Below are 17,996 nucleotides of genomic sequence, written 5' to 3' on the forward strand. Positions count from 1 at the left end.
CCTTCCACCGACCCATTGTCGCCGACGGGCCGCGCGTGCAGGTGCAGGCCCTACCCTGAGGCCATGTCGACCACCGAGCACGACACCGCCCCCACCGACCTCGCCGCTCCCGAAGACGCCGCGAGCGACGACACCGCTGCGCGAGCCCGCATCGACGCGGACGTCACCGCGCTGCGCCGCTCCTTCGACGCCGGCACCACCCGCAGCCTGGAAGCGCGCCTGGCCCAGCTCGAGGCGCTGCGCTGCGGGCTGCGCCGCGAGGAGCCGCGCCTGGCCCGCGCCCTCGCGCAGGATCTGGGCAAGTCCCGCACCGAGAGCGCGATGACCGAGATCGGCGTGGTCGCCCAGGAGATCGCGCACACCGCGAAGCACCTGAAATCCTGGCTGAAGCCCACGCCCCTGTCCCTCGGGCCGATGCTCGCGCCCGCCACCGGGCAGCTGCGCCGCGAGCCGCTGGGGACCACACTGATCATCTCGCCGTGGAACTACCCGGTGAACCTCACCCTCGCACCGCTGGTCGCGGCGATCGCGGGCGGGAACACCGCGCTCGTGAAGCCCAGCGAGGTGGCGCCCGCGACCTCCGCGGCGCTCACCCATCTGCTGCGCACCCACCTCGATCCCGAGTGGGTGCGAGTGGTCGAGGGCGGTGTCGAGGAGACCACGATCCTGCTCGAGCAGCGCTTCGACCTGATCTTCTACACCGGCAACGGCGCCGTGGGCCGGATCGTGGCCCGCGCCGCCGCCGAGCACCTGACCCCCACCGTGCTCGAACTGGGCGGGAAGTCCCCGGTGTTCGTGGACGAGGGAGCGGATCTCGCCGTCACCGCCCGCCGCATCGTGTGGGGCAAGTTCACCAACGCCGGGCAGACCTGCATCGCCCCCGACTACCTGATGGCCACCCCGCGCACCCTCCAGCGCCTGATGCCCCACCTGCGCCGGGCCACGCGCGCCCTGTACAGCGGCGCTCCCCGGCGCAGCCTGGACTACGGGCGCTTGGTCAGCGCCAGGCACTTCGACCGCGTGCTCGCCCTGATCGACGACGACAAGGTCATCTGCGGTGGCACCGGTGACGCCGACCGCGAGGCGCGCTTCATCCCGCCCACGATCATGCAGGACGTGGATTGGGACGATGCGGTGATGGGGGAGGAGATCTTCGGGCCGGTGCTGCCGCTGCTGGCCGTCTCCGGGCCCGACGAGGCGATCGCCCGCATCCGCTCCGGGGACAAGCCCCTGACCGCCTACGTGTTCTCCCCGCGCCGCGCCGTCGAGGAGCGCTTCGCCGAGGAGACCTCCTCCGGCTCCCTCGCCCTCGGCGTGACCCTCGCCCACGTGGGCACCCCCGGGATGCCCTTCGGCGGGGTGGGGGAGTCCGGGATGGGCGCCTATCACGGCCGTGCCGGCATCGAGGCGTTCACCCATGCCAAGCCCGTGGTGAAGAAGCCGCTGAGCCCGGACACGCTCAGGCTCGTGTACCCGCCCTACCGGGGGATCAAGCGCCGCCTGCTGCGCCGCCTGTTCCGCTGAGCGCAGCGCGGGCGCCCGTGAGGGACGCGTCCGCACGGGAGGGGTCTGCAGGGGATGGGCCGGTGCGGCTCCGCCGTCCGTCGGCCCGGCATCAGCCGTTCGGCCGACGGCCCCGGCGCCGATCGGCTCTCGCGCCTCCGACCTGCGGCCATGATCTGTGCACATTCGCCCTCTCGAGTGGTCGCGCGGTGCTGTGCGGGGATAGCGTCGGAGCCGACGACGCACCGCGTCCCCTCGCACAGGAAGCACCGCCATGACGACTCTGCCCCCAGGACCCGCGCCGCAGCCCGGCACCCAGCCGCCGCTGCCCCCGCCGCCCGCAACCCGCGCCGCAGCCCGGCACCCAGCCGCCGCTGCCCCCGCCGCCCGCACCGCAGCGCCCGAAGCGTCCGGGCCTGTTCAACGGCGCCACCACCGAGGGGATCCGGGGACGCCGACGCATCCGCCACCCCTGGGAGCTGCCGCTGCTGGGGGTGGGCGTGGTGCTCGCGCTGATCGCCTACGCGCTGTGGGTGTGGATCCTCGCCTTCCCCGCCCGGCGCGCGCTGGTCAACGAGGAGCAGATGCTCCTCGACTGGCTCGAGGAGCTCGGCGCCGCCGACCTCCTGATCCAGTTCGGGCTGCTGCTGCCCCTGGTCCCGCTCATCCTGTGGGTCGCTCGCGCCATCATGTACGCCCAGATGCGCGCCACCGCCGTGCGGATGAGCCCCACCCAGTTCCCCGAGGGGTACCGGATGGTGGCCGAGGCGGCCCAGCACTTCGGGATGCGCCGCGTGCCGGACGCCTACGTGATGATGGGCAACGGCGTGCTCAACGCCTTCGCGTCCGGCCACGGCTTCCGCCGCTTCGTGATCATCCACTCCGACATGTTCGAGGTGGGCGGGCGCACCCGCGATCCCGAGGCGCTGCGCTTCGCGATCGGCCACGAGGTGGGCCACCTCGCCGCCGGCCACATCTCCTACTTCCGCCTGGTCTTCACGTACGTGCTGGGCATGATCCCGATCCTCGGCACCGCCTTCTCCCGCTCGCAGGAGTACACCGCCGACAACTACGGCTACGCCTTCGCGCCCGCCGGGGCGCCCGGCGTGATGGGCGTGCTCTCGGGCGGGAAGTACCTCAACGCCGAGGTCAACGTCAACGAGCTCGCCGATCGTGCCGCGACCGATCCGAGCCTGTTCGTGCACATCGTGAACTGGCTCTCCACCCACCCGATCACCACCTGGCGCGCCCACGCCCTGCGCGATCGCTCCAAGCCCGGCTCGCTGTGGTTCCGGCCCGGCGGCAGCATGTTCACCTCGCCGCTCCCGCCCGGGCACACCTGGTCCTCGACCTACCCCACCCCGGGCGATGCGCTCGCGATGCTCGATGCGGCCGACGCCCGCCGGCCCGCCGGTGCGGAGGGTCAGTTCGGCCGCTTCCCCGGCGCGGACTACTCCGACCGCCCCGCGATGCGGGCCCTGCAGACCTCCGCGCCGCTGCTCTCCCAGCGCACCGCCTACGCGATCCCGCACGGCCCCTACCGGGAGGACGCCAGGCGTCCCCGCCCCGACGCGAGGCCGCACCCCGGTGGACCCCCGTCGGCACCGCCCCAGCAGCACCCCTGAGCCGGGCTCCTGAGCCGACGGGCGGGTGCAGGGGAGCGCATGTCCGTCCCCTCACTCGCCCCTCCTCAAAGGTGCACTGAGTGCATATGGTGGACGGGTGATCCCCGACCCCAGCGCGCCGACTCCTCCGGTGCGTCGCAAGCCCCTGCTCGCCGTCCTCCTCGCCCCGCTGTTCATGGCCCTGATCGCCGTGAGCGTCATCAACGTCGCCCTCACCGCGATCGGGGAGAGCCTCGAGGCGGATTCCGGCGGGCTCCAGTGGGTGATCTCCGGCTACGCGCTCGCCTTCGGCATGCTGCTGGTCCCCGCCGGCCGGGCGGGCGATGCCACGGGGCGTCGCCGCATGTTCGTGATCGGTGTCGGTGTGTTCACCCTCGGTTCGCTGCTGTCCGGCTTCGCAGGCAGCGTCGAGACCCTGAACATCGCCCGCATCCTGCAGGGCCTCGGCTCGGGCCTGCTGAACCCGCAGACGGTCGCCCTGATCCAGCAGCACTTCCGCGGCCAGGATCGCGCCCGCGCCTTCGCGCTGCTGGCCACCACGGTCGCGGTCGCGACCGCCGTCGGCCCCGTGATCGGCGGGCTGCTGATCCAGATCCTCGGCCCTGACCAGGGCTGGCGCTGGATGTTCCTGATGAACGTCCCGATCGGCGCGCTCGCGATCGCCGGTGCGTTCAGGTTCATCCCCGATGACAAGGCGCGCGGGAAGGCCCGGCCGGACCTCGACCCGATCGGCAGCCTGCTGCTGTGCATCGCGATCCTCGGCGTGATGCTGCCCTTCCTCGAGCGCGGCACGAGCGCCCTGGTGTGGCTGTGCTTCCCCGCCGGTCTCGTGGTGCTGGGCGTGTGGTGGTGGTGGGAGCAGCGCTACAAGCGCGCCGGCCGCCCGCCGATGGTGGACACCGCGATCTTCTCCAACAAGGCGTTCCGCAACGGCATTCTCATCGTCTCGGTGTACTTCCTCGGCGCCACCAGCGTGTGGATCATCGTGCCGCTCTACCTGCAGATGCACCTCGGCCACACCGCCTTCGAGGCCTCGCTGATGGGCCTGCCCTCCTCGATCGCGGCCGCCTTCTCCTCACAGATCGCCGGCCGCTACGTGCTCACCCTCGGCCGGCGCATGGTGATCGTGGGCTTCGGGATCGCCTTCCTGGGCCTGCTGGGCACCGGGATCCTCGCCGGCTTCGTGGAGAACGGCATGATCGCCTTCTGGTGGCTGGCCGCACCACTGATGCTGATGGGCCTCAGCCAGGGCATGACCATCTCCCCGAACCAGACCCTCACCCTGAACTCCGTGGACCCCCGCTTCGGCGGCGTGGCCGGCGGGATCCTGCAGCTGGGCCAGCGCACGGGCGCCGCGATCGGCACTGCGATGATCCCCGGCATCATCTTCTCCCTCACCGAGGGCGGTCATGCCTGGTTCGAGGCGTTCATCATCGCGATCGCTATCATCATGGCCCTGACCCTGGCGGCGATGGGCGTGAGCTTCGCGGACCGCGCCCGGGAGAAGCTCGGCAAGGGAGCGCTGTAGACCACGCCCCGGGGAGGAGACCGGATGGGGCCGCGAGGACGCGACCGTGAGCGGGGCCGGGGGCTGAGCCTCGGCTGGGACGAGGCCGGGCATCCGGCGACCGCTCCAGGCACCGCCGATGGGGGAACGGGCGCTCCGCCGCCCTCCTCGTCGCGCTTCTCGCCGCGCGCTCGCCGGATCCTCGCGATCACGGCGGCGACGCTGCTGGTGGCCGCGCTGACCGTGGGGCTGCCCCGGCTGCTCACCACCTCGAGCGCACCCGAGCGCGCGGTCACGGACTTCCTCCAGGCCGTCGTGGAGGGCGATGCGGAGCAGGTGCGCACGGCCGTCGAGGAGGCCCCGGACGCCAGCCCCGCCGCTCTCACGCCCGAGATCCTGCGCGCTGCCACGGGCCGCCTCGAGTCCTTCGAGATCGCCGGGGTCGAGGTCCGCGGCGACACCGCGACGGTCACCGCGCTGCTGCACGGCGGTGCCTCCACGGAGACCGTCGCGTTCGCGGTGAGCTCTCGCTCCGACAGCGCCTTCGCACCCGTCGCCTGGGAGCTGGACCCGGTCGCCCTGCCCGAGTTCGTGATCGATGTGCCCTTCGGTGTCGAGGAGATGACGCTCAACGGAGTCTCACTGCCGATCGAGGCGCTTGAGCCCGCACCACCGGGCCGCTCGCCGCAGCTGGCACTGCAACTGCTGCCCGGTGGCTACGAGCTCAGCATCCTCCGCTCCAGCCACTGGACACAGACCGCGACGCTCTCGCTCGAAGCGCCGATGACCTTCGGGGCCTGGCGCAAGCCCGCGCGGGATCTGCAGATCGAGCTCACCGAGGACGGGGAGCAGGAGGTGCGGGACCAGATCGACGCCGACCTCGCGGACTGTCTGCGCAGCACTTCGCCCGCTCCGCAGGGATGTCCGTTCGAGGCGCCGGGAGTCAGCGCCGAAGGGGAGTGGGCTCTCCTCGAGGAGCCCGAGTTCGAGATCGTGCACTCGAGCGCCGATGGACTGCTCTGGCAGGTGTGGGGCGGTGCCGCGGCGCACTTCGCTCCTCAGGGAGGACCGGGCGTGGACGTCCCCTTCGACGTCGTCGGCATCGCGTACATCGACCCCTCCGGTGAGCTGCGGTACCGGTCGGATGGATCCGGAGATGCGGCGTCCTTCAGCTACGCACTCTGCATGGACGCCGAGACCGGCACCGTGACCGGGATCCTGATGCTCAGCGACGAGGACGAGATCGAGGAGTGGTCGGGCTCCTGCGCGTGAGCGACGGCGACCGCCCGCCCACCCGCTGCGGCAGGCGGAGCTTCTCGAGCGGCAGGAACGCCGCCCAGCAGATCACCGTGGGCAGGAAGTGGATCCCCAGCAGCACCAGGGTGGACAGATGGAACCCCAGGTAGAGCACGACAGCGAGGTGCAGGGCCCGGCCGCGCAGGAACAGCACCACAGGGGAGAGGGCCTCGAGCGCGAGCCCGGCCCACTGCGCCGGCACGAACACCCACGGCGCGTGCTCGACCAGCAGGTGCGCGAGCGGGCTGCCGCGACGGATCGAGGCCCAGGTGAGGATCGCGCTGTTGCCCCAGTTCGCGAGGGAGCCCGAGTACAGGATCTTCGGGATCACCGAGAAGAAGTAGGTGCACACCACCGCGATCTGGATCGCCCTCAGCGCCCAGCCCGCCGCCTCGCTGCGCGCAGGAGCCTCCAGCGAGCCCTCGAGCTCGGGCCGTGCGGCACCGCCGACGGTGGGCAGCACGGCGGTCGCGACCATCAGCGCCATGTGGTCATGGGCGATGTAACCGTAGGAGTTGCTGTAGAGCATCCACACCCAGAACGCGGCCGCGACCACCGCGCCGGTCAGCCTCGGCCGCCATCCCGCGATCGCTGCGGCGCAGCCCGCCAGGATCACGGCCAGCAGCATCCAGGCCACCGGTGCCGTCACCGGCGGCAGGTGCAGCAGCCGCGCGAGTGCGAGCGGCGTGTAGAACCCCGCGTTGTCGGCATGGGAGAGCACATCGCGCGAGAAGGTCAGCACGTCCAGCATCACGAAGGCGTAGACGATCACCCGCAGCACCCGGATCCGGGCCAGCGGGAGCGCCGGGAAGAGGAACCCCCTCACGGCGCCTCCCATCGCACGACCTCCACGAACTCGTCCTCCCCGTGCGCGGTGCCGTCCTTCAGCGTGGTGATCCGCTGGCACAGCATGAGCGCATCCAGCGGCGGCTGTTCGGGGTGGCGCCTGTCGTGCTCGGCGGCGAGCGGGGCCAGCAGTTGCGGATCCGCCTCGATGCTGCGGAGGTTGTTCTCCACGTCGGCCCGCTCGATGCCGACGGTCCGCTGCCCGAAGGGGATGTCGAAGGGTTCCTCGCCCTCGCGCACGCCCTGCAGGCAGGTGTTGACCACCTCGCCGTTCGGATCGGTGCCGGTGGAGAACTGATCCAGCACCCCGAAGGGGAACAGGTCGTTCGACCGGGTCAGCCCGCCCACCAGCAGCACCCCCACGCACCCGAGCACCGCCAGCAGTCGCCAGGCCCGGGAGGCCAGGGGGAGCGGGGTCGTGGAGGGCACCTGGGAAGGGTATCGGGATCCGGCGAGCCAGCTGCGCCGGGCCCGGAGCGTGCGGCGTGGTGCCTTGTCCGAACCCGGGAAGGGGCGGAGGATCGGCATCACCCATGAACGACGAGCGACCCGCGAACGACGGACGGGCACCGGCGACCGGTAATCCCCACCTGACCTTGTACTCAGTAATTCCGTGTGTGTGATTCGAGAAATCGTCGTTCTGGGTAAAAGTTCTCTAAAACAAGTGGTCTGAAACTGGTCTCGGGCGCCCTGGAGTGCCTGATCCGGGGCACGGTGAGTGCATCGACCATGCTCACTTCCCCCAGGAGCCTCAGATGTCTGTGCCCCGCCGTGTCCCTACTCATCGTGCCGATGGCTCCGCCGTGTACTTCCGCAACGTGCGCGTGGCTCCGAGGATCGCCGCCGCCACCGGTGGTGCGGTGATCGCCGCCGGAGCGAGCGTGGCAGGCGGCGGCGTCGCCACCGCCGATGACAGCGTGTGGGACAAGGTTGCCCACTGCGAGTCCACCGGCAACTGGTCGATCAACACCGGCAACGGCTACTACGGCGGTCTGCAGTTCTCGCCCTCGACCTGGAAGGCCTTCGGCGGGCACGAGTACGCGAGCAACGCCCACCAGGCCACCAAGTCCGAGCAGATCGCCGTCGCCCAGCGCACCCTGCACCAGCAGGGCCCCGGCGCCTGGCCCACCTGCGGCAAGCGCGCGGGCCTGACCAAGACCAACGGCGGTGCTGATCCGAACGCGCAACCCGGCGATCGCGGCGGCTCCGCCTCCCGTGATGCCGAGCGCACCTCCCCCGGCGCCCTCGTGGTGGACGGCAAGTTCGGCCCGGCGACCACTCGCGCCCTCGAGGCCTGGGTGGGCGTGAGCCAGGACGGCTCTCTGTCCACCTCGGACATCAAGGCGCTGCAGACCAAGGTGGGTGCCGTCCCGGACGGGAAGATCGGCGCCGAGACCACCCGCAAGCTGCGCGCCGCGATCGGCCTGAGCAGCAACGGCGTGTGGGACTTCCGCAGCAACTACTCCACCGTCAAGGCGCTCCAGCAGCATCTCAACAGCGGCTGTCTCTTCTACACCTCTGACGCTGCCGCACCCTCGTGGTGGACGGCAAGTTCGGACCCGCTACCACCCGCGCGCTCCAGGCCTGGGTGGGCGTGAGCCAGGACGGCTCTCTTTCCACCTCGGACATCAAGGCGCTGCAGACCAAGGTGGGTGCCGTCCCGGACGGGAAGATCGGCGCCGAGACCACCCGCAAGCTCCGCGCCGCGATGGGCCATGGCAACAACGGGGTGTGGGACTTCCGCACCAGCTACTCCACCGTCAAGGCGCTCCAGCAGTTCCTCAACGGCTGAGCCACAGGTCCGCGCTCCATTGCAGGGTCCCTGCGCCGCGGGGCCCTCGTGCACTCAGCGGGCACGCGCGCTCTCGGAGGCCGCGAGCAGTCGGTCCACGATCGGCATCAGCTCCTCGGGCGAGGTGGACAGCCCGCCCGACGGCTCCGCCGCGCCGCCCAGTGCGGCATCGAAGTAGAGGCCATCGCCCAGCAGCAGGATTGCCCGGGCGGTGGCCTCTTCGCCCACCTCGGCCCGGATCAGCTCGAGCCATCGCTCGCGCGCGCGTCGCATCGCCTCCTGCGCACCGGTGTGCGACTCCTGGGCGAGCTGGGCGACCGCCACGAAGGCGAGATCGAAGTCGCCGCCCGTCCACACCGAGGTGCGCACGTAGTAACGCGAGGGGCCTTCCTGCGCGGCGGCCATCGCTGCGACGTCCTCCTCCAGCAGCGCGTCCATCCTGGTGATCAGCCCCTCCGCCAGCGCCTCCTTCGAGGCGAAGTGGTAGAGCAGCCCGCCCTTGGACACCCCGGCCCGGGCGGCGACGACCGCGAGGGTGGTGGCCCGGTGCCCGTCCTCGAGAAGCGTCGCCTGGTAGGCGTCGAGCAGGGCATCGCGAGCTGACATGAGACCGACCTTACTGCGGGAGGAGTCGCCGACCATTGAACTGTACCGTCTGGACGGTTTAGTGTGGTGGCGCTCCGCACCTCGGCGGAGCGCTCCCGCCATGCCCCGGAGGCCCCCCGTGCAGCCCGATACCCGGACCGAGACCCTCGCGCGCCCCGCCCGCAGCCCCTGGCTCGCTCTCGCGGTGCTCATGCTCCCCGTGCTGCTGGTCTCGGTGGACAACACCGTGCTCGCCTTCGCCCTGCCCGCGATCTCCGAGGCCCTCGCCCCCACCGGCCAGCAGCTGCTGTGGATCGTGGACATCTACCCGCTCGTGCTCGCGGGGCTGCTCGTGCCGATGGGTTCTCTCAGCGACCGCCTCGGCCGCCGACGCCTGCTGCTGGTGGGCGGCACGGGGTTCACCCTGGTCTCGGCGCTCGCCGCCTTCTCACCGGACGCGCCCACGCTGATCGCCGCCCGTGCCCTGATGGGCGTGTTCGGCGCGATGCTCATGCCTTCGACCCTCTCCCTGATCCGCAACCTCTTCGAGGATCCGACCCAGCGGCGCACCGCCATCGCGATCTGGGCTGCCGGGTTCTCGGCCGGGGCCGCGCTCGGCCCCGTCGTCGGCGGGCTGCTGCTGGAGAACTTCGCCTGGGGATCGGTGTTCCTCATGGCGGTGCCCGTGATGCTGCCACTGCTCCTGCTGGGCCCGGTGCTCATCCCCGAGTCGCGTGATCCGGCGCCCGGGCCGGTGGATCCGCTCAGCGTGCTGCTCGTGCTGCTGGCGATGGCCCCCTTCGTCTTTGCGATCAAGACCGCCGCCGTGCGCGGGCTCGACCTGACAGTGATCCTCTGCGCAGCGGTCGCCGTCGTGGCGGGTGTCGCTTTCGTGCGCCGCCAGCTCTCGCGTCCCGAGCCGATGCTCGACGTCTCCCTGTTCACGCGCCCGGTGTTCAGCGGCGCGGTGAGCGCGAACCTGCTCAGCGTCTTCTCGCTGGTGGGCTTCCTCTACTTCGTCTCCCAGCACCTCCAGCTGGTCAGCGGCCACTCGCCCATGAATGCGGCGCTGCTGCTGGTGCCCGGTCTGGTCGTGACCATCCTCGCCGGCCTGCTCGCGGTGCGCCTGGTGCGCCGCCTCGCCCCCGCGACCGTGGCGACCCTCGCCCTGCTGCTGAACGCCGTGGCCTTCGTGATGGTGGCGCTCACCGGCAGTTGGGGCTCCGACCTGATGCTGGTGATCGCCTTCGCGCTCCTCGGGGCCGGGGTGGGCGCGGCAGAGACGATCAGCAACGATCTCATCCTCTCCGCGGTGCCCGCGCACCGTGCCGGGGCCGCCTCGGCCATCTCCGAGACCGCGTACGAGACGGGCGCCGTGCTCGGCACTGCCGTGCTCGGCAGCCTGCTGAACCTCGCCTACCGCTCCCGCGTCGAGCTGCCGGCGGAGCTGAGCGATGTCGAGCGCGCCGCGGCCTCCGAGACCCTCGGCGGCGCGACCGCCGTCGCCGAACGCCTGCCCGAACGGGTCGCCGGCCCGATGCTGGACTCCGCCCACCGCGCCTTCGACTCCGGCGTGGTGGTCACCGGCGCCATCGGCGCCGTGCTCATGGTGATCGCGGCACTCGTCGCGCACCGGACGCTGCGCGGCGCGCGCTGACGAGGCGTGCGCGTGGGCGGCGGGCGGGGCACTGCGGCGTCGAGCACCCCCTGTTCATGCTGTTCGCGCGGGGGAGGCCTGGGTCCGAGGAAGCTCGTGCGCACCAGACCTCTCTTTCTGCGTGCCCGCACGGCGCTGTCCCGACTCGGGCTATAGGGGCAAGCCGGGCAATACGGGTGCCGGGCGTTTCGTCGCGACGACGGGACGAGCTTCCCGACCGCACGCCCGAACCGGTACTGAGCTCAGCATCGGGAGGCACACGTGGCACTGCTGCCGCGCACAGCGAGGACGGTCGGGTCCATCGCGCTGGTGATCAGGCAGAGCCTGGCCTTCCTGAACCCGGCACCGTAACTGTCGGAGTCCGCGCTGCGGCTCACTGTTGTGATCGTCGATGCCTGGATGCTCGCGATCCTGGTCTCCGGTGCGGTCAATCCCCGCTTGATTGCCGCGGGCCCGAGATCTGCCCCAGGACGAGGCCGAGGTGCCTGTCCTCGGCGTCGAGTCAGACCTGCTGGATCTGGTGCGCGCGCAGCGACCGGGCATCGTGCTGTTCGCCGCGGGCTGCTCTGCGAGCGCCGAGGAGTTCCGCCGCGTGGCCTGGGAACTCGAGGGGCTCGATGTGGGCGTCATCGTGGTCCCCAGGGGCAGAGAGATCTCGGGCGATCGGATCCGGATGAGGCCCGGGGCGGGTCTGCCCCTGGTGCATGCCGATCACGGAGAAGCCTGCCGGATAAAGCGGGAAAAACATGGAAATCGGACATGCGGTTCGGTTCTCATCGCACCAGCGAAGACGCTTGGCCGCGGTGAACCACCCTGCGGCCCTGCTCGGCGACGTGCCACCCTGACCCCATGAGCAGCCTCCCCGCCGACAGCCACGTGCACAGCGAGTTCTCCTGGGACACCGGAGGGCCGGATTCCGCCGCACGCGGCACGATGGAGGCCACCTGTGCCCGCGCGGTGCGGATCGGGCTGCCCGCCTTGTTCTTCACCGAGCATCTCGATCTCGAGGACGCCTGGTTCACCGATCACGAGGACTTCGGCGACCACGAGAAGCACCTGGTGGGGGCCGACGGAGTGGTCGCCGTGCCGCGTTTCGACGCGGACGGCTACTTCGAGGCGATCGAGCGCTGCCGTGCCATGTTCCCGCAGCTGCACATCGGCACCGGGCTTGAGATGGGCCAGCCCCATCTGCGCATGGGCGCCGCCCGCAAGCAGCTGGACCTGACGCGCTTCGATCGGATCCTCGGCTCCCTGCACACCCTCGAGTTCGAGGGCGGGCGGGCCGAGCCGAACACCCTGTTCCGCCGCCTGCCCGCGGGCGAGGTGCTGCGCCGCTACCTCGCCGAGATCCCCGCACTGGTCGCGGGGGACGAGCCCTTCGAGATCGTCACCCATCTCGACTATGCCCTGCGGTACTGGCCCGCGGAGGAGGGCGGGCCCGTCGACCCCCGTGCCTTCGAGGAGGAGTTCCGCGCCGCGATGCGGGCGATCGCGGCCAGCGGACGGGCGCTCGAGATGAACACCCGCCGGCTCTGGCCGTGGATGCCTCAGTGGTGGGCCGAGGAGGGCGGACGCGCGATCAGCTTCGGCAGTGACGCGCACACCACCTACGCTCTCGCCCACGGCTTCCCCGAGGCGGTCGCGATGGTCGAGAGCTTCGGGTTCCGTGCCGGCGGCCGTGCCCAGGATCTCTGGCGGCGCTGAGCAGGGTCTTCTCCGTCTCACGCCAGCCCGCTCCCCAGGGGGATGAGGGTAGCCTGGGGGCGTCGTGGGGGAATCCTGGGTGGGAACTGAATGACGACAGCGCGCTGAGGTGCGCCCTGTCGCGCTGTCGAGGATCGGGCCCATGACGCTCCGCATCAATTCGACGACACGAAGGGGAACCCCATGACGGTCCCGGGCGACGGGCAGACCCCGCCGACGGATCCGCACTCGCAGGATTCGCAGCACTCAGGAGAGCAGCCGCCGCAGGCCCCGCAGTTCGGGTCGCCGGACTCCGCTCCGCAGGCTCCGCAGTTCGGTTCGCCGGACTCCGCGCCGCAGCCCGCAGCGGCTCCGGCCGCGACGGGCCTGACCGCGGCCGATCTGAGCAAGAAGCTCGGCGCCGCAGGCTTGATCAATCCGCTGCCGTCGCTGGCAGTGGGCGGAGCGACCTACGCCGGCGGCATCGTCATGGCGATCGTGACCATCGTGCTGGTCGCGGTCGCCGCGATGCTCACCGGCATCGGCAACCCCGTGGAAGCCTCGCTCGAGAGCATGGATCTCGGGCCCGAGGAGGCGCTCAGCGGCGTCGCCATGGCGCTGCGCTTCCCCTTCCAGCTGGTCGCTCTCGCCATGCTCGGCGGCCTGGGCTTCTCGGCCACCATCGAGGGAGTGAGCGCGAGCCTCTCGGTCCGGCTCCTGCCGGCCATGATCACGTTGGTGATGGTGCTGCTGAGCTTCTACGGCGGGCGCTTCGTGCAGCGTCGTCAGGGTGGCGGGCAGCTGGGCATCTGGGTGTCCGCCGTCGTCGCCGGCTTCGCGGTCGCCCTGGTCACGGTGCTCGCGGCGCTGATCTTCGCGCAGCCCCTCCCGCTTGGTGACGGCATCACGCTGCGCCTGCATGCCGCGGGCTTCGACTCCTTCTTCGGCGCGTTCTTCCTGATCGCGATCGCGCACGGTCTCGGCAGGGTCAGCCTGCGGTCCCGCCCCGCTTGGTGGCCCCTGCTCACCGACCTCGCGGCCGGGTTCAAGCTCGCCACCGTCCATGCCCTGCTCGTCACCGTGGTCGCCTTCCTCGCGATCGCCGTGGTCACCACCATCCAGGCGCTGGTGAACGGCGAGATGCCGCCGGTGATCTACGTGATCCTGCTGCTGCCGCTGCTGGGCGGCTATGTGCTCTCGTACCTCACGGGCCTGGACATGTTGTCTGCGCTCAGCGCGACCTCCCGCGGCGCGGGCATGCTCGACTTCCTGGCGGGCGGTCTCTCCGGCAGCGAGTACATCTCTGTCTTCTCGATGCCCTGGTACGCGTGGCTGGGCGCGCTGGTGCTCATCCCCGTGGGCCTGTGCATCGCCTCGCTGCTGTGGCAGCACCAGCGCCAGGTGGTGCCCGGCAACGTGATCGCGCTCGCGGTCTCGTGGGCGGCGCTCCCGATCGCCTACTTCATCGGGGCGCTGGCGCTGATGATCCTCGGCGTGGTCTCGATGCAGTTCGCCGTCTCCGGCGGCTTCCTGCAGAACGAGCGCTTCGGTGCGTCCCTCGGTCTCGCCGCGTGGACGCCGCTGCTCGCGGGCGTCGCCGGTGTGCTCGTGGAGCTGCTCTCCCGTTTCGTGGCACCGCTGGTCGCGCCCTACCTGCCGGGCAGGGCCCTGTCCTGGTTCCGGCGTCCGCTGGCTCCGGCGGCCGCCGGTGCCACGGTGCCCGGCACCGGTGCCACCTCGGCGACCGCAGAGGGCGCCCCGGCGGCCGCGGAGTCCGTGCCGGCGCCCGTGCCGATGCATGGTGCCGCTGCGGGTGACGTCCAGCAGCCACCGGCGCCCGTGCCGCTGTCGCCGGCGGCGCGCAAGCTCCTGATCGGCGGCGGCATCGCCGTCGGCGCCGCACTGGTCCTGGTCACAGGGCTGACGATCACCTTCAACGTTGTCTCGAGCACCCTGTACTCCCCGGAGAAGCAGGTCGAGCAGTACCTGAGCGCTCTGCAGGAGGGGGACGCCTCCACCGCCGTGGAGATCTCCGCGCCGAACGCGCCCTCCGCGGAGCAGGCCCTGCTGACCGACGCGATCGCCGGCGCGGCCGGGGAGCGGATCAGCGGGTTCGAGATCACCGGCTCCGAGAGCGACGGGGATGAGGGATACCTGGTCACCGCACGCGTCACGCAGGACAGCGTGACCACCACGCGCGTCTTCCACGTCGAGCGGGCCGGTCGCGCGGCCCTGGTGTTCCCCGACTGGCAGATGGGCCAGACCGAGTACGCCTTCCTCAGCATGGAGATCCCCTCCGGCACCACCTCGATCCTGGTCAACGGCCAGGAGGTGGCGGTGGACAGCCTTGCCGTCGAGGACGGCTTCGCCGTCGCCGCCGTGCTGCCGGGCCAGTACACCGTGGGCCTGCCGGCATCCTCGGAGTTCGTCGACGCCGAGGAGAGCACGGTCTTCGTCTCAGCAGACCCGGACGAGTGGTACGAGCTGCGCGCCGCCCCGGTCTACACCCTGAACGATTCTGGGCTGACCGAGGTCCAGTCCCAGGTCGACGCCGTGATCGACGAGTGCGCCACGTCCCAGGACCCCCTTCCGGGAGACGGGTGCCCCTTCGCATGGGCACCCAGCTGGATGGTCGAGGGCTCCGGCTCCTGGACCGTCGACTCCTACCCGACGGTGAAGCTCGAGAAGGACTACAGGGGAGAGGGCTGGACCCTGTCCAGTGACGGGGGACTGGGAAAGGCCACGTTCTCCTACCAGCAGGAGGGCTGGAGCGAGGACGACGAGCCCACCGACGAGACGGTCGCGATGCAATTCCACGTCAGCGGCACCGTGACCCTCGCGGAGGACGGCACCCTCACCGTGGAGTGCTGGTGAGCTGACCGCAGTGCCGCGCTGAGCGGCCATGCCGCGAAGATCCCGGTCCCGACCCCGCAGAGGCGTCGGGGCCGGGATCTTCCTCGTCGGGACCGAAGCGGACTCTCCGTGCCCCGATCTCCGATACCTTGGGCCCGGCGCCGCCCCGGTCGGCGCGATCGCACAGTCTCGAGGAGGAGAGCAGATGCGCGCACTGCGCAAGACGGCGCCCGGAGCGGGCCTGGAGTGGACGACCGTCCCCGAGCCCGGCTGCGGTCCCTGGGACGTGACGGTGAAGGTGCTGCGCACCGGGATCTGCGGCACCGACCTGCACATCCTGGACTGGGACACCTCCGCGCAGACCATGTGCGACACGGTGCCCTTCACCCCGGGCCACGAGTTCTACGGCGAGGTGGTCGAGGTCGGGCAGGAGGTCTCCGACGTGAGGGTGGGCGACCGCATCTCGGGCGAGGGTCACGTGGTGTGCGGCATGTGCCGCAACTGCCGCGCCGGCCGACGCCAGATGTGCATCCGCACCCGCTCTGTCGGCGTGCAGCGTGACGGTGCCTTCGCCGAGTACGTGACCCTCCCGCACCAGAACGTGTGGGTGCATGAGTCGGGCGGCGGCGAGGACCTGATCAGCCCCGAGCTCGGAGCCGTCTTCGATCCGCTCGGCAACGCCGTGCACACGGCGCTCAAGTTCCCCCTGGTGGGGGAGGACGTGCTGATCACAGGCGCCGGCCCGATCGGGCAGATGGCCGCAGCCGTCGCCCGCCACGCCGGGGCCCGCTACATCACCATCACCGACATCTCCCCGCAACGCCTGGCGATGGCGGAGGGCTGCGGCGCCGACGTGGTGCTGGACGTGGCGAGCATGAAGGTGCGCGACGCGCAGCGCCAGCTCGGCATGCGTGAGGGCTTCGACGTGGGCTTGGAGATCTCCGGGCAGGCGCGCGCCCTGCAGGAGATGATCGAGAACATGAACCACGGCGGGCGCATCGCGCTGCTGGGGCTGCCTGCCCAGCAGTTCGAGATCGACTGGACCATGGTCGTCACCCGCATGCTCACCTTGCAGGGCATCTATGGTCGGGAGATGTTCGAGACCTGGAACGCGATGTCCGCGATGCTCAGCACCTCCCAGGTGCTGCGCGCTGCGATCGAGCGCACTATCACCGGCGTGCTCCCCGCCGCGGACTGGCAGCGCGGCTTCGAGATCGCCAAGGCCGGCACCGCCGGCAAGGTCGTGCTGGACTGGAGCACCCTGGACAGCTGACCCCGCGGCACGGGCGCATGCCACGGCCACCCGCCGCAGGCCCGCTCGCCGCGGCGCGAGAAGTTCCACCCGGGCGGTACTTTTCTCGTCACCGCACGGGAAACTGCCGCTATCGCCCTCACACACCGTTCACCACCTCGCATGGAGAAACCACCACGATGTACACCGATCTCAAGGACCAGCTCACCGCCGAGCTCGAGGCGATCGAGCAGGCCGGCACCTTCAAGCACGAGCGCGTCATCTCCACCCCGCAGTCGGGCCGCATCACCGCCGGACCTCTCGGCCGGGACGGCGCCGAGGTGCTGAACTTCTGCGCCAACAACTACCTGGGCCTGGCCGATCACCCGGAGATCGTCGCCGCGGCGAAGCGGGCGCTGGACGAGCGGGGCTTCGGGATGGCCTCGGTGCGGTTCATCTGCGGCACGCAGGATCTTCACCTGCAGCTGGAGCAGGCGCTGTCCGCCTTCCTCGGCACCGAGGACACGATCCTGTTCTCCTCCTGCTTCGACGCGAACGGCGCCGTGTTCGGCCCGCTGTTCGGCGCGGAGGACGCGATCATCTCCGATGCCCTGAACCACGCCTCGCTGATCGACGGGATCCGACTGTCCAAGGCCGCCCGGTTCCGCTACCGCAACGCCGACCTCGAGGATCTGCGCACCCAGCTCGAGGCGGCCGCCGCGCTGCATGACGGGAAGGGCGCGCGGCGCACCATCATCGTCACCGACGGCGTCTTCTCGATGGACGGCTACCTCGCCCCGCTCGAGGGCATCTGCGACCTCGCCGAGGAGTTCGGGGCGCTGGTGATGGTGGACGATTCGCATGCGGTGGGCTTCATGGGGGAGACCGGCGCCGGCACGCCGGAGCACTTCGGGGTCTCGGACCGCATCGACATCTACACCGGCACCTTCGGCAAGGCGCTCGGCGGGGCGAGCGGCGGATACGTCTCGGGCCGCCGCGAGATCGTCGCCATGCTGCGCCAGCAGGGCCGGCCCTACCTGTTCTCCAACTCACTGGCTCCCTCGATCGTGGCCGCGACCCTCACCGCGCTCGAGCTGGTCGAGGGCAGCGGCGAGCTGCGCGAGACCCTGTTCCGCAACGCCGAGCTGTTCCGCGCGCGGATGAGCGAGGAGGGCTTCGACCTGCTTCCGGGCGAGCACGCGATCGTGCCGGTCATGTTCGGGGACGCGGCGCTCGCCGGGAGGATGGCAGATGCCATGCTCGAGAGGGGCGTGTTCGTCACCGCCTTCTCCTACCCGGTGGTGCCGCAGGGCCAGGCTCGGATCAGGGTGCAGCTCTCCGCCGCGCACACCGAGGAGGACATCGAGGCCGTGGTCGCGGCGTTCGTCGCCTCCCGCGAGGTCGTCCAGGGCTGAATC

15 protein-coding genes are annotated in these 17,996 nt (G+C 70.9%); 12 read left to right on the top strand and 3 right to left on the bottom strand.

Translation table 11 applies throughout. The features are described from left to right. Positions 1-63 precede the first annotated feature (63 nt). The 4 genes from BN4251_RS03600 to BN4251_RS03615 all read left to right on the top strand — a co-directional run bounded on the left by BN4251_RS03600 (position 64) and on the right by BN4251_RS03615 (position 5,907). Positions 64-1,524, top strand: coding sequence for an aldehyde dehydrogenase family protein (locus BN4251_RS03600; RefSeq protein WP_087483777.1), 1,461 nt, complete (start codon positions 64-66; stop codon positions 1,522-1,524). Positions 1,525-2,006: 482 nt separating this feature from the next. Beyond that, complete coding sequence (locus BN4251_RS03605) at positions 2,007-3,128, top strand: M48 family metallopeptidase (protein ID WP_245810176.1); 1,122 nt, start codon at positions 2,007-2,009, stop codon at positions 3,126-3,128. Positions 3,129-3,225: 97 nt separating this feature from the next. After that, positions 3,226-4,656, top strand: coding sequence for an MFS transporter (locus tag BN4251_RS03610; RefSeq protein ID WP_087483778.1), 1,431 nt, complete (start codon positions 3,226-3,228; stop codon positions 4,654-4,656). Between the two features lie 24 nt (positions 4,657-4,680). Next, the gene (locus BN4251_RS03615; RefSeq protein ID WP_087483779.1) at positions 4,681-5,907 is read left to right on the top strand and encodes a hypothetical protein; all 1,227 of its coding nucleotides are present in this window, start codon (positions 4,681-4,683) and stop codon (positions 5,905-5,907) included. On the opposite strand, the gene BN4251_RS03620 is transcribed toward BN4251_RS03615, so the two are convergent. Beyond that, the gene (locus tag BN4251_RS03620) at positions 5,861-6,757 is read right to left on the bottom strand and encodes an HTTM domain-containing protein (RefSeq protein WP_245810177.1); all 897 of its coding nucleotides are present in this window, start codon (positions 6,755-6,757) and stop codon (positions 5,861-5,863) included. The genes BN4251_RS03615 and BN4251_RS03620 overlap by 47 nt on opposite strands. Next, the gene (locus tag BN4251_RS03625; protein ID WP_087483780.1) at positions 6,754-7,206 is read right to left on the bottom strand and encodes a hypothetical protein; all 453 of its coding nucleotides are present in this window, start codon (positions 7,204-7,206) and stop codon (positions 6,754-6,756) included. The genes BN4251_RS03620 and BN4251_RS03625 overlap by 4 nt, the downstream gene beginning before the upstream one ends. Before the next feature lie 326 nt (positions 7,207-7,532). On the opposite strand from BN4251_RS03625, the gene BN4251_RS18855 reads away from it, so the two are divergent. Further along, the gene (locus BN4251_RS18855; RefSeq protein WP_281255304.1) at positions 7,533-8,375 is read left to right on the top strand and encodes a transglycosylase family protein; all 843 of its coding nucleotides are present in this window, start codon (positions 7,533-7,535) and stop codon (positions 8,373-8,375) included. After that, on the top strand, positions 8,372-8,569 hold the full coding sequence (locus BN4251_RS18580) for a hypothetical protein (RefSeq protein WP_245810178.1): 198 nt from the start codon (positions 8,372-8,374) through the stop codon (positions 8,567-8,569). Before BN4251_RS18855 ends, BN4251_RS18580 begins: the two co-directional genes overlap by 4 nt. A gap of 54 nt (positions 8,570-8,623) precedes the next feature. On the opposite strand, the gene BN4251_RS03635 is transcribed toward BN4251_RS18580, so the two are convergent. Further along, positions 8,624-9,175 carry a TetR/AcrR family transcriptional regulator gene (locus BN4251_RS03635; protein WP_087483781.1) on the bottom strand — a complete coding sequence of 184 codons (552 nt, stop codon included), beginning with the start codon at positions 9,173-9,175 and terminating at the stop codon, positions 8,624-8,626. Between the two features lie 100 nt (positions 9,176-9,275). On the opposite strand from BN4251_RS03635, the gene BN4251_RS03640 reads away from it, so the two are divergent. The 6 genes from BN4251_RS03640 to BN4251_RS03665 all read left to right on the top strand — a co-directional run bounded on the left by BN4251_RS03640 (position 9,276) and on the right by BN4251_RS03665 (position 17,993). Beyond that, positions 9,276-10,811: an MFS transporter gene (locus BN4251_RS03640; protein ID WP_087483782.1), complete on the top strand. Its 1,536-nt coding sequence runs from the start codon at positions 9,276-9,278 to the stop codon at positions 10,809-10,811. Positions 10,812-11,292: 481 nt separating this feature from the next. Beyond that, a complete protein-coding gene (locus BN4251_RS17905; protein WP_140398380.1) occupies positions 11,293-11,664 on the top strand; it encodes a hypothetical protein in 372 nt (123 codons plus the stop codon). Then, complete coding sequence (locus BN4251_RS03650; RefSeq protein WP_087483783.1) at positions 11,661-12,515, top strand: PHP domain-containing protein; 855 nt, start codon at positions 11,661-11,663, stop codon at positions 12,513-12,515. Before BN4251_RS17905 ends, BN4251_RS03650 begins: the two co-directional genes overlap by 4 nt. 183 nt (positions 12,516-12,698) lie before the next feature. Beyond that, entirely contained in the window at positions 12,699-15,368 is a 2,670-nt protein-coding gene (locus tag BN4251_RS03655; RefSeq protein ID WP_087483784.1) for a hypothetical protein, read from the top strand. Between the two features lie 184 nt (positions 15,369-15,552). Continuing rightward, positions 15,553-16,620, top strand: a complete 1,068-nt coding sequence (tdh, locus tag BN4251_RS03660) for an L-threonine 3-dehydrogenase (protein WP_087483785.1) — start codon at positions 15,553-15,555, stop codon at positions 16,618-16,620. A gap of 158 nt (positions 16,621-16,778) precedes the next feature. Continuing rightward, complete coding sequence (locus BN4251_RS03665; RefSeq protein WP_087483786.1) at positions 16,779-17,993, top strand: glycine C-acetyltransferase; 1,215 nt, start codon at positions 16,779-16,781, stop codon at positions 17,991-17,993. Positions 17,994-17,996: the final 3 nt, after the last annotated feature.

This window comes from Brachybacterium massiliense, assembly GCF_900184245.1.
Classification (GTDB): domain Bacteria; phylum Actinomycetota; class Actinomycetes; order Actinomycetales; family Dermabacteraceae; genus Brachybacterium; species Brachybacterium massiliense.

What these genes read in the sequence shown, in the direction of transcription:
- tdh (WP_087483785.1), top strand. Translation starts at nt 15,553, where the DNA reads ATGCGCGCACTGCGCAAGACGGCGCCCGGAGCGGGCCTGGAGTGGACG.
- BN4251_RS03640 (WP_087483782.1), top strand. Translation starts at nt 9,276, where the DNA reads ATGCCCCGGAGGCCCCCCGTGCAGCCCGATACCCGGACCGAGACCCTC.
- BN4251_RS03600 (WP_087483777.1), top strand. Translation starts at nt 64, where the DNA reads ATGTCGACCACCGAGCACGACACCGCCCCCACCGACCTCGCCGCTCCC.
- BN4251_RS03665 (WP_087483786.1), top strand. Translation starts at nt 16,779, where the DNA reads ATGTACACCGATCTCAAGGACCAGCTCACCGCCGAGCTCGAGGCGATC.
- BN4251_RS03615 (WP_087483779.1), top strand. Translation starts at nt 4,681, where the DNA reads ATGGGGCCGCGAGGACGCGACCGTGAGCGGGGCCGGGGGCTGAGCCTC.
- BN4251_RS03655 (WP_087483784.1), top strand. Translation starts at nt 12,699, where the DNA reads ATGACGGTCCCGGGCGACGGGCAGACCCCGCCGACGGATCCGCACTCG.
- BN4251_RS18855 (WP_281255304.1), top strand. Translation starts at nt 7,533, where the DNA reads ATGTCTGTGCCCCGCCGTGTCCCTACTCATCGTGCCGATGGCTCCGCC.
- BN4251_RS03650 (WP_087483783.1), top strand. Translation starts at nt 11,661, where the DNA reads ATGAGCAGCCTCCCCGCCGACAGCCACGTGCACAGCGAGTTCTCCTGG.
- BN4251_RS03635 (WP_087483781.1), bottom strand. Translation starts at nt 9,175, where the DNA reads ATGTCAGCTCGCGATGCCCTGCTCGACGCCTACCAGGCGACGCTTCTC.